The sequence below is a fragment of the Bradyrhizobium sp. WBAH42 genome, assembly GCF_024585265.1.
GTDB lineage: Bacteria > Pseudomonadota > Alphaproteobacteria > Rhizobiales > Xanthobacteraceae > Bradyrhizobium.
Genome location: NZ_CP036533.1, coordinates 5,831,753 through 5,856,484, shown reverse-complemented (window position 1 = coordinate 5,856,484; position 24,732 = coordinate 5,831,753). Strand labels below are relative to the sequence as shown.

The following is a 24,732-nucleotide window of genomic DNA, read 5'->3' as shown; positions in this document are numbered from 1 at the left end:
GGAACGCCACCGTAGGATCGCGCGCGGCTGGTATCAAGCTCGCCGCAATACGGCGGCCGCGATGCCTTCGGGAGGAATTCGATGGAAATCGCAGCGCTCGGCTATGTCGGAATCAGTTCGTCCCAGCTCGACCAGTGGAGCCAGATGGCGACCGGGCTGCTCGGCATGCAGCAGGTCGATCGCGGCGGCAAGATGCGGGCCTTCCGCATGGACGACCGCAAGCAGCGGCTGATCGTCGACGGCGGCAGCGATGCCGGCCTTGCGGTGATGGGATGGGAAGTTCCTTCGACGGCCGAACTGGACAAGTTGGCTGGACGGCTGGAAAGCCATGGCATCAAGGTGGTCCGAGGCTCGCGCGCGCTCGCTGACGAGAGGCATGTCGCCGAGCTGATCGCGTTTGCCGATCCCGCCGGCAACCGGCTGGAGGCTTTTTGCAAGCCGGAGCTTGCGAGCGAGCCGTTCAGGCCGGGCCGCCCGATCTCGGGCTTCCGCACCGGGGCGCTCGGCATGGGGCATGTCGTGCTCAATGTGGAGGATGTCGAGCCGCTGTTGCCGTTCTATCGCGACGTGCTCGGCTTTCACGTCTCCGATTTCGGGCTGAAGCCTTACGGGCTCTATTTCTTCCACGTCAACGGCCGCCACCACTCCTTTGCGATGGTCGGCTCGGGGCGAAAGGCGATGCATCACTTCATGGTCGAGCTCGGCTGCCTCGACGATGTCGGGCAGGGCTACGACCTCGCGCAAATGGACGAGGGACGCATCGCCTACACGCTGGGCCGGCACACCAATGACCACATGACCTCGTTCTATGTGAATACGCCGTCCGGCTTCTTCATCGAGTACGGCTGGGGCGGACGCGTCATCGATCCCGAGACCTGGCAGCCGCACGAGACCTTTGATGGGCCCTCCCTGTGGGGTCACGAACGGCTGCATATGCCCGAAGAGCAGCGCAAGCGGATGCGCGAGATGCGGCTCGACGCCGCTGCCCGCGGCGTGCGCGTCGCCGATCCGCGCGTGCCGCCGCTCAACTGCGCGTGGCTGGACTCGGTGGTCGCGCGGGAGTGATCCGCCGCGGCGTAGCTCAGGCCTCGCCGAGATCGACCTCGGTCAAGATGCCCTGGCGCAGCGCCAGCCGGACCAGCTCGATGTCGGAGCCGACGCCGAGCTTGTCCTTGATCAGCGAATGCAGGTTCGCCACCGTCTTCGGGCTGACATGCAGCGTCTCGGCGATCTCCTCGGTCGTGTTCTCGGCGAGCAGCAGCCGCAGCACCTCGAACTCGCGCGGCGTCAGCACGTCGGCGGCCAAGGTCTCGCCGCTGATCCGGCTGAGCGCAAGCTCGTGGTCGATGTCGGGGCTGATGGCGATCTTGCCGGCGAGCACGTCCTTGACCGCGCGCACCAAGGTCTCGGGCGGACTGGTCTTGGTGACGTAACCCCGTGCACCGGCGCGGATCGCCTGCACGGCAAAGCCGGCATTCTCGTGCATGGTGAAAACGAGAATCCGCGCAGTCTTGTCCCACTGCCTGATCCGCCTGACCGCCTCGATGCCGCCGATGCCGGGCATGCTGAGGTCCATGATGACGAGGTCGGGCGTCTCGGATTTGTACAGGCGATAGGCTTCCGCACCGTCGGCCGCCTCGGCGACGACGCGCAAGCCCGGCTGTTTCTGGAGCACCGAGCGATAGCCCTCGCGGACGACGGAATGGTCGTCGACCAGCAGGATCGTCGCTTCAACTGCGCTCATGCCGCATGCTCCAGGGCCCCAGACGCGGCAGCCGCGAGCGGAATGATTACGCGCAGCGCCGAGCCGTGAGGGCCGGTCTCAAAGCTGAGCCGGCCGCGAAGCGCAGCGACGCGCTCGCGCATGCCAAGCAGGCCCATGCCGGACTTGGCGGCAGCTTCGTTCGGCCGGCCATCGTCCTCGATCGCGAGCGCGATCTCGCTGTCGGCCATGGTCAGATGCAGGCTGACCTTCGTTGCGCCGGCATGCTTGGTGGCGTTGGTGAGCGCCTCCTGCACGATGCGATACAGGTTGGCACTGACGGCGGCGGGCACGCCTTCGAAAGCGCCGTCGAACCGGATCTCGAAGCGGGGCTGGCCGCGGCTGCGGCCGTTCCAACCCGACACCAGGCCTTCGAGGCTAGCGATGAGGCCAAGCTCATCGACATCGGGCGGCCGCAGCCGGAACAGCGCGCCGCGCAGCGTCTCCATCATGCCGGTCGCGGTGCGGGCAATGCTGTCGCATTCGCCGAGCAAGCCGGGACAGTCCTGCGCCGCAGTCTGGCGGGCGGATGCGGCCAGCGCGCGGATCGCGGCCAGCGACTGGCCGAATTCGTCATGCAGCTCGCGGGCGAGATGGCGGCGCTCCTCGTCCTGGAGCGCGATCAGCTTCCGCGTCAGTTCGCTCCGCTCGGCGAGCGCGGTGTCGAGGCTTTCGGCGAGATGGTTGAAGACGTCGCGGATGGCGGAGAGCTCGGCGAGGTCGAATGGCGGCAGCCGGGCGGTGAGGTCGCCGGCGGCGATGCGTTCGAGGCCGCTGCCGATCATGCGGGTGGGGCGCAGCGCGCGGGCCAGTGCGGCATAGACCAGCGCGCAGAGCAGCGGCAGCGCGATCGCAAGCGCGATCATCAGGCGGCCGGCCTCGTGCCAGGCGTCCGCCGTCTGCACCGCCGGGTCGAGCGAAACCACGGTCTCGCCGAGCTTGGTTCCGCGCACGATCACGGGCCGCGCCGCCTCGCGGCCGGGGTCGAACACGCCGCGATAGAAGGCGGCGAAGGCTTGCGGCGGCGGGCTGGCCGGGGCAGGCGCGCCGCTACAGAAACGCTGCAGCATCTCGCCGCTCGGCCCACGGAATCCAAGACACAGGCCGGGCGTCATGACATGGGCCGACACCGGGTCGAGGTTCGGAAAGTCCGAGCGGGGGCTCGCCGCCCACTGCACCTTGCCTTGCTGCAGCTCCAGCGTCTTCGCCACGATGGCGGCGATACCGTCGATGCGCGCATGCGCGGCGCGGTCAGCCGTGACAAGGAAATAGGTGGAGATCGCGGCGAAGCAGGCGGCCGATATCGCGGCCACGCGCAGCGTCAGACGGACCTTGAGATCGAACCTCGGGCGATTCCACATCGGCTTGCACCTGGTGCGAACGGGCTTGTCGCGCCTCATTAAAGGGCAGAACGCCAGCGGCGGGAAGCGTTCCCGACTTGCCGCAGTGCAACGTCGTGAAATTTTCCCGGCGTTGGTCGGGACGGCGACGGCTGCGGGGCGTGAGGTGGCCCGCGCAGATTTGCGTTCCATCCACGAGGTCCGTTCATGCACCGCTCCCGGCCGGTTCTCTCTGCCTGTCTCCTCTTCCTCCTCTCCTGCTCGCCCGTCGCTGCGCAGTCCGCCATCGGGGTTGCCATGGACGATTTCAGCTACACCGACACCTCGGCCGAGCCGACCAACCAGACCGCCGCCCACGAGCGGCGGCTGGCGGCGTTCATGGCCGCACTCAGACGAGACATCGGCGAGGGTGGGCGCTATCGGCTGGTGTCCTCGGCCCAGGACGGAGCGGCGTTCAAGGTGGTCGGCGGCATTCAGAAGACGAGCACGCTGGTGCAATGGGCCAAGGTTGCCGTGATCAACGTCGGCGCCAAGACGCTCGTGCTGGACAAGCTCTACAGCTTCCGCGGCGACAATGATGAAGCATGGGAGCGCGCCGAGATCTTTGTGTCTCGCGAGGTCATGGCTGCGCTCGGCACGCCTGCGCCGGTCGAGCTTGCCGTGTTCGATTTCGAGCTCGAGGACATGACGGCCGCTTCAGCGGGCGCGTCCGCTGCGTCAGATGCGTCATATCTCGCGGAGGTCACTGGCGGTGTGCGCGAGGCGCTCGGGCATTCCGGCCGTTACCGGATCGTCGACGTTAGCGGAGAGGCGGGGAAAACCGGCGCTTTGCGGGATTGCGGCGGCTGCGAGGCTTCCATTGCACGCAAGCTCGGTGCGGACCAATCGCTGATCGGCGTGGTGCGCCGCGTCAGCCGCACCGAATACACGCTCGGCTTCCAGGTTCGCGATGCCAGGACCGGCGCGGTGCTGGCGCGGGGCGACAGCGGCCTGCGCATGGGCGCCGACTATTCCTGGAAACGCGGTGCGGTTCGCCTGATCAGCGACCGGCTGATCGACAGCCAGCAGGCCACCGACGCACCTAGAAGGTAAGCTGCACCTTCATCGACTGCGAGCGGTCGCTGGCGAGCTCGAAAGCGGCGACGGCGTTCTCGAACGGCATGGTGGCCGTGATCAGCGGCTTGACGTCGATCAGGCCCTCGCCCATCAGGCGTACCGCGAGCTCGAACTCGGGATCGAAACGGAAGGTGCCGCGGAGCTGCAATTCCTTGGCGACGATCGAATTGATCGGCAGCGTCATCTCGCCGCCGAGGCCGAGCTGCACCAGCGTCGCACCGGGCCTGAGCACGTCGAGCGCGGTGCGGAGCGCGGCCTGGTTGCCGGAGGCCTCGAACAGCGTGTCGAACACGCCCTTGCCGGCGCGCCAGGGATCGAGCGCGGCGGCATTGGTCGCGACGTTGATGGCATGCGTGGCGCCGAGCTTTTTCGCGACCGCGAGCGGGGCGTCGGCCACATCCGTGACAACGATCTCGGACGCGCCGCCGAAACGCGAGACCAAAATCATCAGCGCGCCGATCGGACCGCAGCCGGTAATCAGCACGCGCTTGCCGAGCAGGGGACCGGCCTGCTTGCCGGCATGCAGGCACACCGCGAGCGGTTCGGCGACCGCGGCTTCCGCCAGCGACAGCTTGTCCCCGATCGGCACGGCCTGCGTCGCGTCGACCGCGATGAACTCGCGAAAGCCGCCCTGCACATGGGGAAAGCGCATGGCACTGCCGAGGAAGCGCATGTCGAGGCACTGGTTGCGTAGGCCCTCCTGGCAATGCAGGCACGCCCCGCACGGCTTGCTCGGGTTGACCGCGACGCGCGTGCCCGGCTTGACGCTGGTGACGCCGTCACCGACATCCGCAACGACGCCGGCGATCTCGTGACCCAGCGCCATCGGCTGCTGGATCCGCACGACGCCGAAACCGCCGTGATGGTAGTAGTGCAGATCGGAGCCGCAGATGCCGCCATTGGCGATCTTGACGCGGACCTCGCCAGGGCCGGGGGCCGGATCGGCATAATTGTCGATCCGCAGGTCCTTCGGGGCGTGGATGACGACGGCGCGCATGGCTTGCTCCTTCGCTGTCTTGGCGGTCACATCGCGGCGATCATGCCGCCATCGACATAGATGATCTGGCCGTTGACGTAGGTCGACGCGTCCGAGGCGAGGAAGATCGCGGCGCCCACCAGCTCATCCGGCTTGCCCCAGCGCTTGGAGGGGATGCGGCCCATCAGCCAGTTGTTGAAGTCGGCGTTGTTGACCAGCGCCTCGTTCATGTCGGTCAGCATGTAGCCCGGGCCGATCGCATTGGCCTGGATGCCGTGCTGGGCCCATTCCACCGCCATCGAGCGCGTGAGATTCTTGATGCCGCCCTTGGCCGCGGTGTAGGGCGCGATGGTGGGGCGCGCGAGCTCGCTGCCGAGCGAGCCGATATTGATGATCTTGCCGTGCTTGCGCGGGATCATGCGCTTGGCCGCCTCGCGCCCGATCACGAAGGCGCTGGTGAGGTTGGTCTCGATCACCTTGCGCCATTCGTCGGTAGTGAATTCGACCAGCGGCTTGCGGTGCTGGATGCCGGCATTGTTGATGAGGATATCGACGGCGATCCCCTTCTTGTCGAAGTCGTTGAACGCCGCCACGATTGCGGCCTCATCGGTGACGTTGAAGGCGGCGCCTTCGGCCTGATGGCCGGCGGCGCGAAACTCGGCGACGGCCTGCTCGACACGCTCGGGATCGACGCCGTTGATGATCAGCTTGGCGCCGGCCTTGGCCATGCCCTCGGCAATGGCGCGGCCGAGGCCGCGGGAGGAGCCGGTCACGAGCGCGGTGCGGCCGGAAAGGTCGAAAAGGGCGGTGCTCATCTCAATAGATCCTCAAGCGTTGGAGCGGCGCACGATGAGATCGGTGCGCTCGAAGACGGCTGGCAGAAGGTCGACGCCCAGGCCGGGACCTTCCATCGGGAAGACATAGCCGTCCTTGATGGTGGGCATCGTGGTGACGAGCTCATTGTACCAGCCCTTGTAGAAGGCGCGCACGGATTCCTGGATCAGGGTGTTGGGCTGGCTGAAGGACATGTGGATGGCGGCGATGAAGCCGATCGGGCCGATGCAATCGTGCGGTGCGAAGGGCCGGTGATAGGTCTCGGCCATCGCCGCGATCTTGCGGCCTTCGGTGAGACCGCCGGTCCAGCACAGATCGGCCATCACCACATGCATGGCGTCGCGGTCGAGCATGTCCTTGTAGGGGAAGCGCGAACCCAGCGTCTCGCTGGCGCAGACCCAGACGTCGGTCGAGCGGGCATATTCGGCCAGCGCCTGCGGCGAGTTCATCCGGATCGGGTCTTCGTACCAGGTCGGCTTGTAGGGCTCGAGCGCACGGGCGATCTGCTTGGCGGTCGGCAAATTCCACAGCGAGTGCAGCTCGACCATGATCTCCATCTTGTCGCCGACGGCTTTGCGGATCTTCTCGAACGGCTGGATCGCCTGCTTCATCTGCGATGCGGTGATGTAGAGGCCCTTGTTCTCCTGCGCCGCCGGATCGAACGGCCAGATCTTCATCGCCGAGATGCCGCTTTCGAGCAGGCTTTCGGCCAGCGCATCGGCATGGTTCATGAAGCCGTCGAGATCTTCATAGGGCCCCTTGGAGGCGCCGAGATTCCAATTGGCCACCGGGCTGATATTGGTCGAGCGCACATATTGGGTGCCGGCGCAGGTGTTGTAGATGCGCTGCTTGTCGCGGCAGAGGCCGCCGAGCATCTGGTGCACCGGCTGGCCGCAGACCTTGCCGAACAGATCCCACAGCGCGATGTCGATCGCGGAGGCCGCGCGGTATTCGACGCCGGTGGAGGACTGCGCCATCGGCAGGTTCAGCATGTCGCGATGGATCGCTTCGATGTGCAGTGGATTGCGGCCGAGCAGGCGGCCGGCAAAGGTGTCGTGGATCTGCGCTTCGACGGCGCCGGCGCCATAGAAGGTTTCGCCGAGACCGATCAGACCGGTGTCGGTGTGAACGCGGACCCAAATGACGTTGGAAAATTCCTCGGTGCGCAGTGTCTCGATCGACGTGATCTTCACGGCAACTATCCTCCCATCGAAAGGCGCTTCGCACCCGACGTCTCATTTTGCGCTGCAACATGTTGCAGGCCGTGCCGACGTCTTACGCCTGCTTGTAATATATCACAACATGTTTTAAGGGTGCCACAACCAGGGCGCCATCCTGCAACGAGAGCGCGGGCTGACGGGAGGACGACATGGCACGGCGCAAGCGCGCGCTCGAAGTGGTGAAAGACGAGGATGACGGCGGAGGCCGGCGCTCCCGCAGCAATCGTCTCAACTTTTTCGAGTTGGCCTATCAAAGGATCGAAGAGCTCCTGGTTCATTGCGAGCTCAAGCCCGGCCAATTCATGACCATGCTGGAATTGCAGCAAATCACCGGTTTTGGCCGCACGCCGGTGCATCACGCCGTCAATCGTCTCTCCGCCGACACCCTCATCATCATCCGGCCCCGTCATGGCCTCAACATCGCGCCGATCGATCTGGCGCGCGAACGCATGCTGCTCGGCCTGCGACGCGACATGGAGCGTTTTGTCATTCGCCTCGCGGCGGATCGCGCCAGTCTTTCCCACCGCAATCAGGCCTTGCACATCGAGCGTTTGCTGCGCGAACGTCGCGCCACTTTGACACTCGACGAGTTCAACAGCCTCGACCGCCGCATCGACGCGCTGGTGCTGGAGGCAGCCGGCGAGCCGTTCCTGGTGCACACGCTTCGGCCGCTGCACACGCTGTATCGCCGCATCGGCTACATCCACCACCGCTTCATGCCGGGACAGGCGGACCTGTCAGGCACGATCGATCATCATCTCGCCATTCTTGCAGCCGTCGCCAACCGCCGCGTCGAGGACGCGGTGAAGGCGAGCGATGCGTTGATCGACTACATGGGCGAGATGTTCTCAGGGATGGAGGCCGGGATCGATCCGCGCCTGCTCGATTGCAGCATCGAGCCGCTGCTCGGCGCGTAGAGCATGGTCCGGACCCGAAGGGCCGCGCTCGCGCAAAGTGTGCAGCGGTTTTCCGAAGCGATCATGCACAACACAACAAGCTAAAGCGCGATGAGATCCTGATCTCATCGCGCTTTGGAGAGTTCTGAAGAAAGGAAGAAGAATGTCAACGATGGCGATGCCACAAGCGACCGCGAGCGAAGCCGCGGTCCGCTACCTCATCACGAACTACAGTCCCAAGGGCAACAAGGTCGGCTGGCTGATGATGGCCTCCATCCTGGTCGAGGCCTGGGACCTCTATTCGATCGCCTTCGTGCTGATCTTCATCAAGGAGCAGTACAATCCCGATCCGCTGATGCTCGGCCTTGCCGCCGCGGGCACGCAAGGTGGGGCGCTGATCGGTGCGCTGCTCGGCGGCTGGCTGTCGGACAAGATCGGCCGCCGCGTGATGTTCCTGGTCACGATGGTGCTGTTCATCGTGCTGGCGCTGGCGCAAGCCTTCGTGCCCAGCGTCGGCTGGCTCGTCGTGATCCGCTTCCTGCTCGGCATTCCGCTCGGCTCGGACATCTCGACCGGCTACACCTACATCATGGAATCCATGGCCAAGGGCGAGCGCGAGGTCATGGGCAACCGCTGGCAGTTCATGTTCGCCGTCGGTGAGGTCCTCACCATCGGCGTCATCGTAATCTTCCTTCTGGTCGACATGAACCACGAGATGCTGTGGCGCGTGACGCTCGGCCTCGGCGCGGTGCCGGCGCTGATCATCCTCATCATGCGTCACGACGTGCCGGAGACGGCGGTGTGGCTGGTGCAGAAGGGCCGCTATCGGGAAGCCAAGCAGGTCGCGCGCGAGATGTTCAACGACAATCTCGACATGCTGCCGGATCGGGACGTCGTGGTTCCCAAAACCAGCACCCGCGCGTTCCTCGCCGACCTCAAGAAAGATCCGATTCGTTGGCGCGCCACGTTGTATGGCTGGATCGCCTGCTTCGCGCAGGCCAGCGAGTTCTCGACCTTCGCGTTCTACCTGCCGGTGCTGTTCGTGATGGTCGGCGTGTCGAGCGTGCTCGGCATCAACCTGGTGACAATGGCGCTGTTTTCCTTCGCAGCGCTGTCGGGATGGGTCGGGCCGCTGCTGACGCCGAAAATCGGCCATCGCGGCATCTCCATCGCGGGCTTCTCCATCGTGCTGGTATCGCTGCTGGTCGCCGCGTTCGCGCTCTACACCGACAACAAGATGCTGCTGCCGTTCGCCGCGGCCGGCATGCTGTGGGGCCACTATTGGGACGCCTCGAATTGCATGACCATCCCGACCATGGTCGCCCGTCCGCAATATCGCGGCACCGCCAGCGGCTTCGCCTACATGTTCGTGAAACTGCCGTCGTTCCTGGCGATCTTCCTGTTCCCGACGGTGTTTGCCGCGATCGGGCAGGCGAACGCCACGCTGATGGTCGCGATCTTCCCGCTGATCGGATTGCTCGCGGCAATCTTCATCCTGCCGGAAGTCTACGGCTACGAGAACGACTGAAGATGAGTGCTATCTGATCGCGGCGGCTAGCGCCGCGATCAGGGCCGGCGGCGTCACCAGCAGGCCGAGCTTGAGGAATGGCCAGGCGCCGACCTCGATCTTCTCGCGCCGGAGCGCGACCAGCCAGAGGATCGTGGCGAGCGAGCCGGTGACCGACAGATTGGGGCCGAGATCGACGCCGATCAGGATGGCGCTGACCACCGGCGCGGGCAGATGATCGCTGGCGGCGACCGAGCCGGCGACGAGGCCGACCGGGAGGTTGTTGGCGATGTTGTCGGCGAGCGCGGTGGCTATACCGACACTCCAGGCGGCCTTCGTCACGGACTGCGCCACCGCCTGATGCAGCAGCGCGCTGAGCTGCGCGATCACGCCGGTCTTCACCAGCGCTTCGACCATGACAAAGAGCCCGCCGACCAGCGGCAGCACGCTCCAGGACACGCCGCGCAGCACGGGCAAGGGCGATTGCCGGTTGATCAGCAGCACGATGGCGGCCGTCGCCACGCCGCAGACGAAGGTCGGCAGACCCAATTGCCTGTCCAGCGCCGACGCCGTGACCAGCACGATGCCGATCGCGACGATGCCTATTGCGGTGAGCTTGCCGCCGCGTCCGAGCTTTGGATGCGGCACGCTGCGCGCGATCGTCTCTTCCTTCAGCGCGCGGTGCTGGGTCAGGCGCAGCACGATGTAGGTCAGCAGGATCGACGCCGCCGAGGGCAGGGCGAACAGGCGCAGCCATTCCGTCAGGTGCGGCATGTGCGCGCCGAACACGACGAGGTTGGCGGGGTTGGAGATCGGCAGCACGAAACTCGCGGCATTGGCAATGAAGGCGCAGACGAACAGATAGGGCAGCGGCTTCGCGCCGGCCGCGCGCGTCGCGGCATAGACGGCCGGCGTCAGCACGATCGCGGTGGCATCGTTGGAGAGCAGCACCGTCACCAGCGTGCCGACGAGGTAGATCAGCAGGAACAACCGCTGCGGCGAGCCACGTGCATATTCCACCGCAAGCGCGGCGAGATAATCGAACAGGCCTTCAAGCCGCGCCAGTTCGGCGATCAGCATCATGCCGATCAGGAAGAGATAGACGTCGACACCTTTCTCGATGCCGACAAGGGCGTCCTGCCACGGCAGCAAGCCGAGCAGCACCAGCGCGCTCGCGCCGATCACGGCCCAGATCGCCTCGGGCAGGGATAGGGGCCGGATGATGACGCCTGCGGTCGCAACGGCGGTGATGCTCCAGGCCCAGATGGCGTTAGACGGCACGGTCAGTCCTTGAGGTTCGGTCAGTCATTCGGCATCGATAACCGATGTCAGAACGGCTGTCTTCCCCCAGAGTCTTGCCGCAGGAACAGTCTGGATTGCTTCGCTGCGCTCGCAATGACGGAATTTGTGGCAGCTTCTAGCGAATGTCACACTCACCTTGCCACCGATAGCTTCTCCGTGATCGCCTTGCGCAGGATGCGCGAGAGCGATTCCACCGAATACGGCTTCTGGATCAGCTCGAAACCGCGGTGGGCGTTCTCGGCGAGCACGTTGCTGTAGCCGGAGGTGAGCACCACGGGCAGGCCTGGATAGCGCTCGCGGATGATGCCGGCGAGCTCGACGCCGTTCATTCCGGGCATGATGACGTCGGAGAACACGAGGTCGACGGCAAATTCGTTTTCGCCGAGGATCGCCAGCGCCGCGTTCGCATTGGCAGCGCGGCGGACGGCATAGCCGAGATCCTCCAAGAGCTCGGTGGAGAAGCGGCCGACCTCGTCATCGTCCTCGACCACGAGCACGCGATAGCCACGCCCGGTCGTGGCCGCCTCGTGGCTCAGCGCCGCGGCTTCCTTGTCCGTCGCCGGGCTTTGCGCCCGCGGCAGATAGATGGTGAAGGTCGCGCCCTTGCCCGGCGTGCTCGTCACAGCAATGTCACCCTCGGACTGCTTCGCGAAGCCGAAGGCCTGGCTGAGGCCGAGGCCGGTGCCCTTGCCGACCTCCTTGGTGGTGAAGAACGGCTCGAAGATCGAGTCGAGATGTTCCGGCGCGATGCCGCTGCCGGTGTCGCTGACGGAGATCGCGACATAGTCGCCGCCGCGCGCCGATTGTGCGCGCAGGCTCGGGATTCCCGAGACCTTGCGCACGGCGATGGTGAGGCGGCCTTCACCGTCCATGGCATCACGGGCGTTGATGGCGAGGTTGATCAGCGCAGCCTCGAACTGGGCGATGTCGGCCACCGTGAAGCAATCGGCGTCCTGAATCTCCACGGCGATCTCGATGCGACCGCCGACCAGCGGCCGGACCAGCTGCGCCACGCCCTCGACCTGACTGCCGACGTTGAAGATCTGCGGCTTGAGCGGCTGGCGGCGCGCGAAGGCCAGAAGCTGCGCGGTCAGCTTGGAGGCGCGCTCGACCGTCTCGGAGATGGCATCGACGTAGCGGCGGCGGCGCTCCTCCGGCAGCTCGCGCCGGCGCAGGAAATCGGTCGCCGAGCGGATGATGGTGAGGAGATTGTTGAAGTCGTGCGCGACGCCGCCGGTGAGCTGACCGATCGCCTCCATCTTCTGCGACTGCCGCAGCGCTTCCTCGCCGCGACGCCGCTCGGTGATGTCGACCGCCTCGGGCACGGCGCCGGTGATGGCGCCGTGGCGGTCGAGCACGGGCCGCATGCCGAAGTCGAAATCGCGCTCGCCGACGGGAAGGCGCAGGCGCATCTCCAGCCGCACGGGTTCGCCTTTGAGCACCGTCTCGAAGGCCTCGCGCACGGCGGCACTCATACCGTCGGTGCCGGTGAACCAGGGCGTGTCCCAGAACGGCTTTCCGATCACGTCGGCGGAATTCGCCTTGATGCCGGCGAGCGCGGTCTTGTTGGCGTAGACCAGTTCGCCCTCGAGATTGACCAGGCCCTGATACTGATTGCTGGTCTCCAGGATCGCGCGCAGCCGCGCCTGGTTGGCTTCGAGCTCGGCGGTGCGCTCGGCGATGCGCTCTTCGAGCGTCTCGTTCAGCCGCCTGAGCTCGATCTCGGCCTGCTTGGCGACGGTGACGTCGTGGGCGACGCCGATGAAGCCGATATGCTTGCCGGTCGCATCCCAGCGCGGCTGCGATTCCGAGCGCAGCCAGCGCCATTCGCCGCTGGCGTTCTTGTAACGCGCTTCCAGCACGAAGGGCTTGAGGGACGCTTCACCCTGGACGGATTGCTGCAGCACGTGCGGCAGGTCGTCGGGGTGCAGCACCTTGCGCCAGTCAAAATCGATGGCCTGATCGTAGGGCAGGCCGACGAAATCGACATAGGCCTGGTTGGCGAAGGACCGCTTGCGGTCGAGCTTGGTGACCCAGATCGGCACCGGCGCGCTGTCGGCGATCAGCCGGAAGCGCTCCTCGCTTTCGCGAAGTGTCTCGCGCGCCAGCGCCTGGTCGGTCATATCGATATGGGCGCCGACGAGCCGGATGGCGCGGCCGTCCTTGTCGCGCTCGATCTTGGCGACCACCCGGATCCAGCGGGTCTCGCCGTCGCTGGGGCGGATGATGCGGTATTCAGCGCTATAGTCTTCGCTCGCTCCGGCGAGAGCTTCGAAGAAATGCTTGACGGTAGCGTCGCGGTCGTCGGGATGGATACGGTTGACCCAATCCTCGTGCGACTCCTCGGCGGCTTCCGGCGGGAGGCCGTGGATCATCAGATATTCGGGCGAGCGACGGTTCTTGAAGCCTTCGCGGAAATCGACCTCGACGCCGCCGACCTTGCCGATGCGCTGGATGCGCGCCAGCTCGGCCTCGCGCTCCTGCAGCGCGCGATAAGCGTTGTCGCGCTCGCGCGCGACGTCTTCGAGGTGCTGGCGCAGCCTTTCGGCGGCGATGGTTTCGGGCAAGGGATCGTTCAAGGCATCGGCCGTTGTCATCTAGGTGCGCGCGTGCCGGACCGATATTCACACAGACGGGGCGTGATGGCCATTGTTTAGAGGGCAGGTGGTGCCCGGAAATGGTGGCGCGAGCCTGAACGTGGAGAAGTACGCGGTGGCAACGTCCGGTCTGGCAATTTGTTCCGAATACTGGAACGATCGGCTGATTGATGCGTCGTCGCGAGGCGCCAGCTCTCTTACAAGCTTTCCTTTCCCACGAGGCTAAATCTTGAAGCTCTTTGTCTGCCAGGCCTGCGGCAACGTCCTCTATTTCGAGAACCGCGCCTGCGAACGCTGCGGCCATCGGATCGCCTTCCTGCCGGAGAAGGAGACGATGTCGGCGATCGAGGCCGACGGGGCGGCATGGAGAATCCTCGCCGACAAGGGCGAAAGCCGGATGCTGTGCCGGAATGCCGAGTACGACGCCTGCAACTGGCTGACCGACGCCGCCGATACCACTGGCTATTGCCGCGCCTGCCGTCACAATGGGACGGTGCCAAACCTCTCGGATCCGGCGCAGCTCGCCGGCTGGCGCGAGCTGGAGGTGGCAAAACACCGTCTATTCTATTCCCTGATCCGCTGGAAGCTGCCGCTTCAGACCCGCCAGGACAATCCCGAGCATGGCCTGATCTTTAATTTTCTCGCCGATGATCCGCACAGCGGCGAGAAGGTGATGACCGGCCACGACAACGGCCTGATCACGATCGCACTGACCGAGGCCGACGACATCGAGCGCGAGCGGCGCCGGCTCGAGATGGGCGAGCCGTACCGGACGCTGCTCGGGCATTTCCGCCACGAGGTCGGGCACTATTTCTGGGACGTGCTGGTGCGCGATGGCGGCAAGCTCGACCAGTGCCGCGCCGTCTTCGGCGATGATTCCGTCGATTACGGCCAGGCGTTGCAGCGTCACTACGCCGAAGGGCCGCCGCCGGACTGGCAGCAGAACTACGTCTCGGCCTATGCCACGACCCACCCCTGGGAGGATTTTGCCGAGACCTGGGCGCATTACCTCCACATCGTCGACACCCTGGAAATGGCCGCCGAGTTCGGCATGGAGGTGCGTCCCAAGATCGACCGCGGCGGGGAGTTGACCGCGCGCATCCGCTTCAACCCCTACGAAGCGAGGGATGTCGAGGCGCTGGTGAACGCATGGCTGCCCTTCACCTTCGCCATGAACAGCGTCAACCGCGCTATGGGCCTGCGCGACCTCTATCCCTTTATCCTGTCGTCCGCGGTGGTCGGCAAGCTGGGCTTCATCCATGACCTGGTTCGGGACGTGGCCAAGCCTGGGAAGCCCTAGGGATGCCGCACGGCGTGCCCAGGGCGCGCCGGGTGGCCCATTTCGGTCTTGCGCTGGTACGCCAGAGTCCCCGGATTTAGACCGTTGCCTCCGGCCCATTTTGATGTACCACGGGAGCCACACGGCCCCTCCCATAGGCTCGAACGGCCAGGGAAGGGGTCCCGCCCAAGGTCGAGACTCAAGAAAAGCATGTTCAAACGCATTCTGATCGCCAATCGCGGCGAAATCGCCTGCCGGGTCATCAAGACTGCCCGCAAGATGGGAATTCAAACGGTTGCGGTCTATTCCGAGGCCGACCGCGATGCCCTTCATGTCGAGATGGCCGATGAGGCGGTGCTGATCGGCCCGCCGGCCGCGGCCGAGAGCTATCTGGTGATCGAGAAGATCGTCGAGGCCTGTCGCAAGACGGGCGCCGAGGCCGTGCATCCCGGCTATGGCTTCCTGTCCGAGCGCGAGGCGTTTCCGCGCGCGCTGGAAGCCGCCGGCATCGTCTTCATCGGCCCGAACCCCGGGGCGATCGCGGCAATGGGCGACAAGATCGAGTCCAAGAAGGCCGCCGCAAAAGCAAAAGTCTCGACCGTGCCGGGCTATCTCGGCGTCATCGAGGACGACAAGCACGCGGTCCGCATCGCCGACGAGATCGGCTACCCCGTCATGATCAAGGCCTCCGCCGGCGGCGGCGGCAAGGGCATGCGCATCGCCCATTCCAAGGCCGAGGTCGCCGAGGGCTTCAACCTCGCCAAGGCGGAGGCGAAGGCCTCGTTCGGCGACGACCGCGTCTTCGTCGAGAAGTTCATCGTCGATCCCCGCCACATCGAGATCCAGGTGCTGGGCGACAAGCATGGCAACGTGATCTATCTGGGCGAGCGCGAATGCTCGATTCAGCGCCGCAACCAGAAGGTCATCGAGGAAGCGCCGTCGCCGCTGCTGGACGAGGCGACCCGCCGCAAGATGGGCGAGCAGGCGGTCGCGCTCGCCAAGGCCGTGAACTATGATTCCGCCGGCACGGTCGAGTTCGTCGCAGGCCAGGACAAGAGCTTTTACTTCCTGGAGATGAACACGCGCCTCCAGGTCGAGCATCCCGTCACCGAGCTCGTCACCGGCGTCGACCTCGTCGAGCAGATGATCCGCGTCGCCGCCGGCGAGAAGCTCACCATCGCGCAGAAGGACGTCACGCTGACGGGCTGGGCGGTGGAATCGCGCCTCTATGCGGAAGATCCGTTCCGCAACTTCCTGCCCTCGATCGGACGGCTCGTGAAATATCGCCCGCCGGCGGAGGCCAGCAAGGACGGCATCACCATCCGCAACGATACCGGCGTGCAGGAGGGCGGCGAGATCTCGATCCATTACGATCCGATGATCGCCAAGCTCGTCACCCATGCGCCCTCGCGCGCGGCTGCGATCGAGGCGCAGGCCACCGCGCTGGATTCGTTCTATGTCGATGGCATCCGCCACAACATCCCGTTCCTGTCGGCCTTGATGCATCATCCGCGCTGGCGCGAGGGCCGGCTCTCGACCGGCTTCATCGCCGAGGAATTCCCCAAGGGCTTTGCGGTGCGGGTGCCCGAAGGCGAGGTCGCGCGGCGCATCGCCGCGGTCGGCGCCGCGATCGATCACGTGCTGGGGGCGCGCAAGCGGCAGATCTCCGGCCAGATGGGCGGCCGCGTGGTGCAGCGCGAGCGCCGTCGCGCAGTCTGGCTCGACCGCCATGAGATCCTGCTCGAGGTCGCGCGCGAAGGCGAGGCGATCGCGATCCGCTTCATCGATGCCGACGGCAAGGCCGGCACTGCGCATCTGTTGCAGTCGCCGTGGAAGCCGGGCGATCCGGTCTGGCAGGGCACCATCGACGGGCAGTTCGTCGCCGTGCAGGCGCGGCCGATTCCGAACGGCATCCGTCTCGCGCATCAGGGCGTCGAGGTCCCGGTCTATGTCTGGACCGAGGCCGAAGCGACCTCCGCACGGCTGATGCCGGTGACGACGGCCTCCGACAGCGGCAAGAAGCTGCTCTGCCCGATGCCGGGCCTCGTCGTCTCGATCGCGGTGAACGAGGGGCAGGAGGTCAAGGCCGGCGAGACGCTCGCCGTGGTCGAAGCCATGAAGATGCAGAACGTGCTGCGCGCCGAGCAGGACGGCACGGTGAAGAAGATTCACGCCAGCGCCGGCGCGACACTTGCGGTCGACGCGCTGATCCTGGAGTTTGCGTAAGCGTGTGAGTGGGGCTCTCGTCGGGCCCCATCAACACCGTCATTGCGAGCGCAGCGAAGCAATCCAGACTGCCTCCGCGGAAAGATTCTGGATTGCTTCGCTGCGCTCGCAATGACGGAGTATGTTGCGGCTGCGTCGCAACAATTGAGAGGGCACCATGGCCTTTCGTTCCCGCCGCGAGAAACTGCGCTCCACCCTGTCGGGCCCAATTTGCGTCCATCCCGGCTCGGTCTATGACGCGATCTCGATCCGAATTGCCGAGGATCTCGGCTTTCCGCTCGGCATGTTCGGCGGATCGGTGGCCTCTCTCGCCGTGCTCGGCGACCCCGATGTCACGCTGATCACGCTCACCGAGCTCGCCGAGCAGATGCGGCGGATGTCCCGCGCCTCCGCGCTGCCGGTGCTCGTCGATGCCGATCACGGCTACGGCAATGCGCTCAACGTGCGCCGCACGGTGCAGGAGCTGGAGACGGCCGGCGCGGCCGGCCTCACCATCGAGGACACGCTGCTGCCGGCGGCATTTGGTGAGACGAAGGCGCAGCTGATCTCCCTCGAAGAGGGCGTCGGCAAGATGAAGGCGGCGCTCGCCGGCCGCAGCGATCCCTCGCTGGTCATCATGGGCCGCACGGGCGCAGCCGCGATCACCTCGATCGAGGATGCGGTGCGCCGCGCCAAGGCTTATGAGGCGGCCGGCGTCGATGCGCTGTTTTTCACCGGCATCAAGTCGCGAGCCGAGCTCGAAGCCATCGCCGCCGCCACCCGCCTGCCGATCGTGCTCGGCGGCGCATCGGAGGAATTGAGCGGGCTCGATTATCTCCAGGGTCAGCGCGTCCGGATCGCGCTGCAGGGCCATGCGCCGATCGCCGCGGCGATGCAAGCCGTCTACGAGACGCAGAAGGCGTTGCGCGAGGGCACGGCGCCAAAGAGCCTCAAGGGCGTGGCATCGTCGGAGCTGATGGCCCGCGTTGCGCGCGAGGCCGCGGTCAAGGCGCGCAGCGCCGATTGGCTCGGATCGAAGCCATGAGCCGGGTGATTCTCCAGGTCATGATCCGCGGCCGCGTGCAGGGCGTCGGTTATCGGGCCTGGGTGGAGTTCCAGGCCGCCGCGTGTGGCCTCGAAGGCTGGGTCCGCAACCGCCGTGACGGCAGCGTGGAGGCGCTGTTCGCGGGTGCGCCGACGCACGTTGCCGACATGGTCGCGCTGTGCCGCCACGGCCCGCCGCTCTCGCGCGTCGACAGTGTCACCAGTGAAACCGCAAGCGTGGATGAGCTGAATTTGCGCAGGGCAGGGGAAGCGTTTTCCGTACTGCCGACGGTGTAGGTGTTCTTTCCCCGCAGGCGGTGCGTTCCCTCGCCCCGTTCTTACGGGGAGAGGGTTAGGGTGAGGGGCTTCTCTCAACGCGAGCGGTCGTAGAAAGACCTGTACCCCCTCACCCGAATTCGATCTGCGATCGAATTCGACCTCTCCCCGCAAGCGGGGAGAGGTGAAGAAGAAACATTCACCTTGGCAGTTTCGAGATCGCCTCGCTCAGCTCGTGGATCTCGTAGGGCTTGCGCAGGATCGGGAAATCGCCGCGCACGCCGGCGGCGACCTCGCTGTAACCGGTGGCGAGCAGGATCGGCAGGCCGGGACGGATCTGGCGAAGGTGATGGGCGAGGCTGAGGCCGTCCATCTTGCCGGGCATGACGATGTCCGAGAACACGAAATCGACGCCGTCGCTCTCGATCTCGCGCAATGCCGCTTCGGCATCGGCGACACGGCGCACCTGATAGCCGAGCTGCTCCAGAAGACCGATACTGACCAGCGCGACATCGGGATTGTCCTCGACCAGCAGCACCGTGCCGCTGCCGCGGAACGCCGTTCCCGCCGTCTCCCGCGACGGCACATCCGTGCCGCGCGGCAGGACGATGGTGAATGTCGTGCCCTTGCCGAGCTCGCTTGCCACCTTCACCGTGCCGCCGGCCTGGTGGGCGAAGCCGTGGACCTGCGAAAGGCCGAGGCCCGTGCCTTTTCCGATCGCCTTGGTCGTGAAGAACGGCTCGAAGATCTTGTCGAGGACGTCGGAGGGAATTCCAAGCCCGGTATCGCGGACGTCGATCGCGATGAAATCGCCGACGAGGGGCGCCTCATTCAGCACGACGTTGCGTGCCGCGATCGTCACCGTGCCGCCGTCCGGCATCGCGTCGCGGGCATTGATGACGAGGTTGAGCAGCGCGGTCTCGAGCTCGGAGACGTCGGCCTTGATCGGCCAGGTGTCGGAGTGAATGTCGAAGGCGATACGCACGGAGCTGCCGACGCCCGCGTCGAGCACCTCGCGGATGGCCGCGACGCGTTCGGCAAAATCGATCGCCTGCGGGTTGACGCTCTGCCGCCGGGCGAAGGTGAGAAGCTGGTTGGTCAGCGCTGCGCCGCGCTTGGTCGCGGTGTCGATCGCCGAAATGGCGCGCTCGAGCTTGGGGTCGTCGGCGGCGTTCTTCTTCAGGATGTGAAGGCTGCCGCTGATGATCATCAGAAGATTGTTGAAGTCGTGGGCCACCCCGCCAGTGAGCTGTCCGAGCGCATCGAATTTCTGCGACTCGGCCAGCTGCTTCTGCATCGCCTCGAGCTTGAGCTGGGCATTGCGACGCTCTGTGATGTCGCGTGTGATCTTGGCGAAGCCGATCAGCCTGCCGTCCTCGTAGATCGGGTCGATTACGACGCTCGCCCAGAAGAACGTGCCGTCCTTGCGGACGCGCCAGCCTTCCTCCTCGTATCGGCCCTTTTCGCGCGCGATTCCGAGCGCCCGCGCCGGCTTGCCATTGGCCCGGTCGGTCTCGGTGTAGAAACGGGAAAAATGCTGGCCGAGGATTTCTTCGGGGGGGTAACCCTTGATGCGTTCGCCGCCGATGTTCCAGCTGGTGATGGTCCCGTTCGGGTCAAGCATATAGAGGGCGTAGTCGGCGACACCCTCAACCAACAGCCGAAAACTGCGCTCGCTCTCGAACAGGTCTCTCTGTTGACTGAACTTTTCGGCCATTCCGGACCCCGCCTCGACGGAAACAAACGCCGAAGAGGTCGGGATGGTTCCCGCCGTCTGGGACATTTTTAGGCAGGCCCTGGCGGGCCGTATGCAAGGCTTCTTCTTGACAAGAAGTCGGGTTCGTCAGATATTTCTGTCATGACAGAAATAACCGGAAAGAAGAAACTTCCCGCCGCCGTCGAGCGCTTCATCCTGCATTGGGGCGATATGGGCGACGAGTGGGGAGTGAATCGCTCGGTGAGCCAGATTCATGGGCTGCTTTATCTCGCCGAGGCGCCGATGACCGCCGAGGACATCGCCGACACGCTCGGCATGGCACGCTCCAACGTCTCCAACTCGCTGAAGGAGCTGCTCGCCTGGAACCTGATCCGGCGGGTGCCGATCCTGGGCGACCGCCGCGACCATTACGAGGCGGAGACCGACATCTGGGAGATCGCCGCGAGGATCGCGGCGCGGCGCAAGGAGCGGGAGATCGACCCGGCGATCGCAGCGCTTCGCGCCTGCGTATCCGATGCCACGGACGATCCCGGCATCAGTCCCGTCGCGGCCAAGCGCCTGAAGGAGATGCTCGCGTTCACCGAGCTCGCCGACCACTGGTTCATGCAGATGCTGAAAGTGCCGCGGCCGCGGCTGGTCGCCTTGATGCGGCTTGGCGAGAAGATCGCCAACCTGCTGCCGCTGGGCAAGGTCAAATAGTGTCGAGGAGGGTGTGATGACGTTGGCAAGACTATCAGGCTCCAACGCATCGACCTCCGCTCACGTAAGACTGCTCGACGACCGTCGTTTCCGCGCGCTGCTGTCGGACGAGGATTGGGGCCGCTTGCCGCTCGCGACCTGGCGGCGCTTCTCGAAACGCGTCGCCGACGGCGACAGTGTCGTCTACGTCGGCGTGCTCGACGAGCTCGCCTTCAGCGATTTCGGCTGGTGGTTCGCGCAGGCCGCGCGCCTGATCGGCGGACCATTGCCCACCGGCCGCGACATCGGTGTGCCCATGATCGTCACCGTCACCGAGGACGGCGCGACCGGCGGCCAGACCTGGACGCGCATCTGCGCGCGCAAGCGCGGCTTTCCGCAGGTGATCCATTCCGCCAAGCGTTTTGCCGGTCCGACGGGGCTCGAGGAATATGTCGGCTTCGGCGTATCGATGGCGCTGCGCATCGCGGTCGAGGATCAGGTGCTGATCTTTCGTAGCGCCGGCTACGGCCTTCAGCTTGGACGCTTGTGGCTTCCGCTGCCGCGCTGGTTGACGCCGGGCGAGCTGATCGTGACGCATCGAGATCTCGGCGAGGGCGCTTTCCGCTTCACCCTCGACGTCACTCACCCGCGTCACGGCGCGCTGATCCATCAGTCCGTCCTGTTCAGGGAGGCCGTATCATGACGCCGCTGTTGTGGACACTCATCGCCATCCAGATCGTGATGGGTGTGTTCGACACCTTCTATCACCACGAATTCACCGAGCGCCTGGCCTGGCGGCCGTCGCAGCGCTTCGAGCTGAAGCTGCACGGCATCCGCAACATGCTCTATGCGCTGCTGTTCCTGGTGCTCGGCTGGCTCGAGGTTCACGGCGTGCTGGCGGTCTTGATCGTCGCGGTGCTGGTCGCCGAGATCGTCATCACCTTGATGGATTTCGTCGAGGAGGATCTGAGCCGCAAGCTGCCGCCGAGCGAGCGCATCAATCATACGCTGCTTGCGATCAATTACGGCGCCATCCTGGTGCTGCTGCTGCCCGTGCTGATCGCCTGGGCGATGCAGCCCGTCGGCGTGACCGTCGTCTATCAGGGTCTGCTCAGCATCGCCGCGACCGCCTGCGCACTCGGCGCTGCGCTGTGCGGCGTCAGGGATTTTGCCGCGATGCACCGGCTCGCCCGCATGCGAAGCGTGCCGGCGGCCGGGCTTGTTGAAAAGCTACCCAGCCGCAAGACCGTGCTGATATCAGGCGCCACCGGCTTCATCGGCAGCCGGCTTGCGGCAAGCCTCAGCGGGGCAGGGCACCACGTCATCGCGCTGATCCGCAATCCCGCGAAAGCCGAGATGCTGCCGCCGCCGGTGACGCTGATCACGAGCCTCGATCAGCTCGCCTCGGACACGCAGATCGATGCCATCGTCAACCTCGCCGGTGAGCCGATCGGCAACGGCCTGTGGACCGAGGCGAAGCGCGCCAAGATCATCGGCTCGCGCGTCGACACGACCGGCGAGGTCGTCAGGCTGATCGCGCGGCTCGCGCGCAAGCCAGAGGTGCTGATCAGCGGTTCGGCGATCGGCTGGTACGGCCTTTGGGCCGACCAGGTGCTGACGGAATCGGCCAAATCTCATGCCTGCTTCAGCCACGAGCTGTGCGCGGCCTGGGAGACAGCGGCGCGGCCGGCGGAGGAGCTCGGCGTGCGCGTGGTGTATTTGCGCATCGGCCTCGTGCTCGGCACCGAAGGCGGCTTCATCACGCGCATGCTGACGCCGTTCGAGTTCGGCCTCGGCGGTCCGCTCGGCACCGGGCGACAATGGATGTCCTGGATCGAACGCGACGATCTGATCCGCCTGATCGCCTATGTGATCGCGACGCCGGATCTGGCGGGTCCCGTCAATGCCACCGCGCCGATCCCGGTCACCAATGCAAAATTCACGGAAGAACTCGGCCGCCGCCTGCACCGGCCTGCGGTGTTCCGTATCCCCGGCGGCCTGCTCCGCCGGATCGGCGGCGGCTTTGCCGACGAGCTCCTGCTCGGCGGCCAGCGCGTGCTGCCGAACAAGGCGCTGAGCCGCGGTTTTGTCTTTCGGCACGAGACGCTGCGCAGTGCGTTCGAGGCGATCTTGTGAGGTGATGTGATGGCGTGCGCTGAGTGTCCTCGCGCTTTGAACGGCTGGTTTCGCGGATGCGTGGCCGCAACCGGAGTTCTGCATGCCATCATACTGGCCAGCTTCATAGGAACCGTGAAGAGCGCTGGACAGCTGGTGGGCATCGTCTCGATGCTAGTCTTTGTGCTGCCGCTGACGTTGCTTATCGTCTGCACGCTCACGGGGCTTCCGGCTGGCGCAGTGATCTGGCTCGCCGAACGGCTGCATATCAGGTCTTTGCTATTCTACTCGATTTCAGGCGCCGCGATTGGCTCGCTGTTTTGCGCGCTGCTCTTCCAGACGGTCGGCTCGTTCGGCCCCTCATTTGTTCTCGCCGGTGGCGCTGCGGGACTTGTCTATTGGTTTGTCGCTGGCAGATATGCCGGCCAGGAAGGTCAGTGGTTCGGCTAGGTCGCCGCCACACCCCGGAACGTCGCCGCCACCGCGCGCAGCGCTGCAAGCTTTGCGGGATCGCTGACCTTGGAATGCAGCATCACCTTCGAGCTGCCGAGTTTCGGCAGCGTGAGCGCCGGCCCGACATCGATCAGGCCAGGAGGTGCAATCCGTCGCGCCAGCGGCGCGATCGCAAGTCCGGCGAGCGCAGCGGCAACGACTGCCGTGACGCCGCCGCCGACGAAGCGCTCGCGCCAGCCGAGGCCGGCCCTGTCGAGCGCGCGCACGGCGACGGCGCGGACGCCGCAGGGCGGGGCGAGGGTTGCGAGCGGCAGTGGTTCGCCTTTCGGCAGCGTGAAGCGCCGTGACGCGAACCAGCCGAATTCGTCCTCGGCCAGCTTCTCGCCGCCGCGGCGGCTGCCTTCCTGGCGGACGATCACCGCATCCAGCTCGCCGGCGTCATAGGCATCTTGCATCTCGCGCGAGAAGCCGATGCTGACGGCGAGGGTGAGATTGGACGACATCGCGTGCAGACGTTCGAGCAGCGGCACCAGCTCGGGGCCCGCCGCGTGGTCGGAGATGCCGAGCGTGAGCGACTGCGCAGGCGACGCGTCGCCCGACAGCGCGCGATCGTGTGCGTCCATCAGCGCGCGGGCGCGATCGAGGAAGGCCGCGCCGTCGGCGGTGAGCCGGACCGCACGCGGCGAGCGCTCGACGAGCCGCTTTGCCAGCAGCGTCTCCAGCCGCTGCAGCTTCAGGCTGACAGCCGCCTGCGTCGTGCCGAGCGCTTCGGCGGCGCGGGTAAAGCTCTGGAGGTCGGCGACCAGCAGGAAGGCCTGGACGGTGGCGATGTCGAGCGTGGCTGTCATTACAGATCGTTATCATTGATATCACTAGAGATAAGATACCAAAATGACGCTCGGAGGTCTAGCTTCTCACCAACGCCGCGCAGGTCGCGGGGCATCTTAGGGAGAACCACCATGCCGCTGATCACCGTGTCCTACACCTCGTCCCGCCAGTCGCCGTCGCTGAAGGCCGACATCGCCAATGCCGTGTCCGAGCTCACCGCTGAGATCCTGCACAAGGACCCGAAGGTCACCGCCATCATCGTGAAGTCGGTCGATGCCGGCGACTGGTTCGCCGGCGGCAAGTCGCTCGCCGAGCAGAAGCTCGCCAGCTACTGGATCGACATCCACGTCACCGAGGGCACCAACACCAAGGACGAGAAGGCAGCCTATCTCGCCGCCATGTTCAAGCGCATGGCCGAGATCCTGGGCCCGCTGCATCCGGAGACCTACCTGCATGTCGACGAGGTCAAGGGCGATGCCTACGGCTTCGGCGGCCTGACCCAGGAACGGCGCTACATCGCCGGCAAGCTCGAGGTTGCGGTGCAGGCGGCGTGACGTTGCAGGCCGCGGGCGAGCCATCTCACCCGC

General features: G+C 65.7%; 22 protein-coding genes. 13 read left to right on the top strand and 9 right to left on the bottom strand.

Annotated features, from left to right (window positions below):
* The first annotated feature begins 81 nt into the window (after positions 1-81).
* A complete protein-coding gene (locus DCG74_RS27470; RefSeq protein WP_172783281.1) occupies positions 82-1,065 on the top strand; it encodes a VOC family protein in 984 nt (327 codons plus the stop codon).
* A 16-nt stretch (positions 1,066-1,081) separates the two neighbouring features.
* Here DCG74_RS27470 and DCG74_RS27465 read toward each other — a convergent pair whose 3' ends face one another.
* Complete coding sequence (locus DCG74_RS27465) at positions 1,082-1,744, bottom strand: response regulator transcription factor (RefSeq protein WP_172783282.1); 663 nt, start codon at positions 1,742-1,744, stop codon at positions 1,082-1,084.
* Positions 1,741-3,123, bottom strand: coding sequence for a histidine kinase (locus tag DCG74_RS27460; protein WP_172783283.1), 1,383 nt, complete (start codon positions 3,121-3,123; stop codon positions 1,741-1,743). The genes DCG74_RS27465 and DCG74_RS27460 overlap by 4 nt, the downstream gene beginning before the upstream one ends.
* Positions 3,124-3,309: 186 nt before the next feature.
* On the opposite strand from DCG74_RS27460, the gene DCG74_RS27455 reads away from it, so the two are divergent.
* On the top strand, positions 3,310-4,194 hold the full coding sequence (locus tag DCG74_RS27455) for a DUF3280 domain-containing protein (protein ID WP_172783284.1): 885 nt from the start codon (positions 3,310-3,312) through the stop codon (positions 4,192-4,194).
* Here DCG74_RS27455 and DCG74_RS27450 read toward each other — a convergent pair.
* Genes DCG74_RS27450 through DCG74_RS27440 form a run of 3 tightly spaced genes read right to left on the bottom strand, consistent with a single transcriptional unit; the run spans position 4,184 to position 7,221 of the window.
* Positions 4,184-5,215, bottom strand: coding sequence for an L-idonate 5-dehydrogenase (locus tag DCG74_RS27450; RefSeq protein ID WP_172783285.1), 1,032 nt, complete (start codon positions 5,213-5,215; stop codon positions 4,184-4,186). The two genes, DCG74_RS27455 and DCG74_RS27450, sit on opposite strands and share 11 nt — an antisense overlap.
* Before the next feature lie 26 nt (positions 5,216-5,241).
* Entirely contained in the window at positions 5,242-6,009 is a 768-nt protein-coding gene (locus DCG74_RS27445) for an SDR family oxidoreductase (RefSeq protein WP_172783286.1), read from the bottom strand.
* Positions 6,010-6,021: 12 nt separating this feature from the next.
* The gene (locus DCG74_RS27440; protein ID WP_172783287.1) at positions 6,022-7,221 is read right to left on the bottom strand and encodes a mandelate racemase/muconate lactonizing enzyme family protein; all 1,200 of its coding nucleotides are present in this window, start codon (positions 7,219-7,221) and stop codon (positions 6,022-6,024) included.
* A 176-nt stretch (positions 7,222-7,397) separates the two neighbouring features.
* Between DCG74_RS27440 and DCG74_RS27435 the strand changes: the two genes are divergently transcribed.
* Together DCG74_RS27435 and DCG74_RS27430 are read left to right on the top strand one after the other, a co-directional pair.
* Entirely contained in the window at positions 7,398-8,165 is a 768-nt protein-coding gene (locus DCG74_RS27435; RefSeq protein ID WP_172783288.1) for a GntR family transcriptional regulator, read from the top strand.
* Positions 8,166-8,307: 142 nt separating this feature from the next.
* A complete protein-coding gene (locus tag DCG74_RS27430; protein WP_172783289.1) occupies positions 8,308-9,672 on the top strand; it encodes an MFS transporter in 1,365 nt (454 codons plus the stop codon).
* Between the two features lie 9 nt (positions 9,673-9,681).
* Here the strand turns inward: DCG74_RS27430 and DCG74_RS27425 are convergent, their stop codons facing one another.
* Positions 9,682-10,932 carry an arsenic transporter gene (locus DCG74_RS27425; protein WP_172783290.1) on the bottom strand — a complete coding sequence of 417 codons (1,251 nt, stop codon included), beginning with the start codon at positions 10,930-10,932 and terminating at the stop codon, positions 9,682-9,684.
* 152 nt (positions 10,933-11,084) lie between these two features.
* A complete protein-coding gene (locus DCG74_RS27420) occupies positions 11,085-13,550 on the bottom strand; it encodes a PAS domain-containing sensor histidine kinase (protein ID WP_172783291.1) in 2,466 nt (821 codons plus the stop codon).
* 229 nt (positions 13,551-13,779) lie between these two features.
* On the opposite strand from DCG74_RS27420, the gene DCG74_RS27415 reads away from it, so the two are divergent.
* From DCG74_RS27415 to DCG74_RS27400, 4 genes are all read left to right on the top strand, one after another.
* Positions 13,780-14,850, top strand: coding sequence for a putative zinc-binding metallopeptidase (locus DCG74_RS27415; protein ID WP_172783292.1), 1,071 nt, complete (start codon positions 13,780-13,782; stop codon positions 14,848-14,850).
* Positions 14,851-15,039: 189 nt separating this feature from the next.
* The gene (locus tag DCG74_RS27410) at positions 15,040-17,055 is read left to right on the top strand and encodes an acetyl/propionyl/methylcrotonyl-CoA carboxylase subunit alpha (RefSeq protein ID WP_172783293.1); all 2,016 of its coding nucleotides are present in this window, start codon (positions 15,040-15,042) and stop codon (positions 17,053-17,055) included.
* Positions 17,056-17,212: 157 nt separating this feature from the next.
* Positions 17,213-18,079, top strand: a complete 867-nt coding sequence (locus DCG74_RS27405) for an oxaloacetate decarboxylase (RefSeq protein ID WP_172783294.1) — start codon at positions 17,213-17,215, stop codon at positions 18,077-18,079.
* Positions 18,076-18,375, top strand: a complete 300-nt coding sequence (locus DCG74_RS27400) for an acylphosphatase (RefSeq protein WP_172783295.1) — start codon at positions 18,076-18,078, stop codon at positions 18,373-18,375. The genes DCG74_RS27405 and DCG74_RS27400 overlap by 4 nt, the downstream gene beginning before the upstream one ends.
* Before the next feature lie 178 nt (positions 18,376-18,553).
* On the opposite strand, the gene DCG74_RS27395 is transcribed toward DCG74_RS27400, so the two are convergent.
* Entirely contained in the window at positions 18,554-20,071 is a 1,518-nt protein-coding gene (locus DCG74_RS27395; RefSeq protein ID WP_172783296.1) for a PAS domain-containing sensor histidine kinase, read from the bottom strand.
* Between the two features lie 141 nt (positions 20,072-20,212).
* Here DCG74_RS27395 and DCG74_RS27390 point away from each other — a divergent pair, with 141 nt between their 5' ends.
* From DCG74_RS27390 to DCG74_RS27375, 4 genes are all read left to right on the top strand, one after another.
* Positions 20,213-20,770: a GbsR/MarR family transcriptional regulator gene (locus tag DCG74_RS27390; RefSeq protein WP_172783297.1), complete on the top strand. Its 558-nt coding sequence runs from the start codon at positions 20,213-20,215 to the stop codon at positions 20,768-20,770.
* A 16-nt stretch (positions 20,771-20,786) separates the two neighbouring features.
* Positions 20,787-21,452 carry a DUF4166 domain-containing protein gene (locus DCG74_RS27385; protein ID WP_172783298.1) on the top strand — a complete coding sequence of 222 codons (666 nt, stop codon included), beginning with the start codon at positions 20,787-20,789 and terminating at the stop codon, positions 21,450-21,452.
* Entirely contained in the window at positions 21,449-22,885 is a 1,437-nt protein-coding gene (locus tag DCG74_RS27380) for a TIGR01777 family oxidoreductase (protein ID WP_172783299.1), read from the top strand. Before DCG74_RS27385 ends, DCG74_RS27380 begins: the two co-directional genes overlap by 4 nt.
* Positions 22,886-23,020: 135 nt before the next feature.
* Positions 23,021-23,314, top strand: a complete 294-nt coding sequence (locus DCG74_RS27375) for a hypothetical protein (RefSeq protein ID WP_172783300.1) — start codon at positions 23,021-23,023, stop codon at positions 23,312-23,314.
* On the opposite strand, the gene DCG74_RS27370 is transcribed toward DCG74_RS27375, so the two are convergent.
* Positions 23,311-24,165, bottom strand: coding sequence for a LysR family transcriptional regulator (locus DCG74_RS27370; RefSeq protein WP_172783301.1), 855 nt, complete (start codon positions 24,163-24,165; stop codon positions 23,311-23,313). The two genes, DCG74_RS27375 and DCG74_RS27370, sit on opposite strands and share 4 nt — an antisense overlap.
* A gap of 111 nt (positions 24,166-24,276) precedes the next feature.
* Between DCG74_RS27370 and DCG74_RS27365 the strand changes: the two genes are divergently transcribed.
* Positions 24,277-24,699 (top strand): 4-oxalocrotonate tautomerase family protein, encoded by a 423-nt coding sequence (locus tag DCG74_RS27365; protein ID WP_172783302.1) that lies wholly within the window; start codon positions 24,277-24,279, stop codon positions 24,697-24,699.
* The last annotated feature ends 33 nt before the right edge of the window (positions 24,700-24,732 follow it).

Coding starts and splice junctions, on each gene's coding strand:
- DCG74_RS27450 (WP_172783285.1), bottom strand. CDS start 5,215: ATGCGCGCCGTCGTCATCCACGCCCCGAAGGACCTGCGGATCGACAAT.
- DCG74_RS27365 (WP_172783302.1), top strand. CDS start 24,277: ATGCCGCTGATCACCGTGTCCTACACCTCGTCCCGCCAGTCGCCGTCG.
- DCG74_RS27470 (WP_172783281.1), top strand. CDS start 82: ATGGAAATCGCAGCGCTCGGCTATGTCGGAATCAGTTCGTCCCAGCTC.
- DCG74_RS27455 (WP_172783284.1), top strand. CDS start 3,310: ATGCACCGCTCCCGGCCGGTTCTCTCTGCCTGTCTCCTCTTCCTCCTC.
- DCG74_RS27465 (WP_172783282.1), bottom strand. CDS start 1,744: ATGAGCGCAGTTGAAGCGACGATCCTGCTGGTCGACGACCATTCCGTC.
- DCG74_RS27395 (WP_172783296.1), bottom strand. CDS start 20,071: ATGGCCGAAAAGTTCAGTCAACAGAGAGACCTGTTCGAGAGCGAGCGC.
- DCG74_RS27445 (WP_172783286.1), bottom strand. CDS start 6,009: ATGAGCACCGCCCTTTTCGACCTTTCCGGCCGCACCGCGCTCGTGACC.
- DCG74_RS27430 (WP_172783289.1), top strand. CDS start 8,308: ATGTCAACGATGGCGATGCCACAAGCGACCGCGAGCGAAGCCGCGGTC.
- DCG74_RS27410 (WP_172783293.1), top strand. CDS start 15,040: ATGTTCAAACGCATTCTGATCGCCAATCGCGGCGAAATCGCCTGCCGG.
- DCG74_RS27420 (WP_172783291.1), bottom strand. CDS start 13,550: ATGACAACGGCCGATGCCTTGAACGATCCCTTGCCCGAAACCATCGCC.
- DCG74_RS27380 (WP_172783299.1), top strand. CDS start 21,449: ATGACGCCGCTGTTGTGGACACTCATCGCCATCCAGATCGTGATGGGT.
- DCG74_RS27435 (WP_172783288.1), top strand. CDS start 7,398: ATGGCACGGCGCAAGCGCGCGCTCGAAGTGGTGAAAGACGAGGATGAC.
- DCG74_RS27370 (WP_172783301.1), bottom strand. CDS start 24,165: ATGACAGCCACGCTCGACATCGCCACCGTCCAGGCCTTCCTGCTGGTC.
- DCG74_RS27390 (WP_172783297.1), top strand. CDS start 20,213: ATGACAGAAATAACCGGAAAGAAGAAACTTCCCGCCGCCGTCGAGCGC.
- DCG74_RS27405 (WP_172783294.1), top strand. CDS start 17,213: ATGGCCTTTCGTTCCCGCCGCGAGAAACTGCGCTCCACCCTGTCGGGC.
- DCG74_RS27400 (WP_172783295.1), top strand. CDS start 18,076: ATGAGCCGGGTGATTCTCCAGGTCATGATCCGCGGCCGCGTGCAGGGC.
- DCG74_RS27385 (WP_172783298.1), top strand. CDS start 20,787: ATGACGTTGGCAAGACTATCAGGCTCCAACGCATCGACCTCCGCTCAC.
- DCG74_RS27460 (WP_172783283.1), bottom strand. CDS start 3,123: ATGTGGAATCGCCCGAGGTTCGATCTCAAGGTCCGTCTGACGCTGCGC.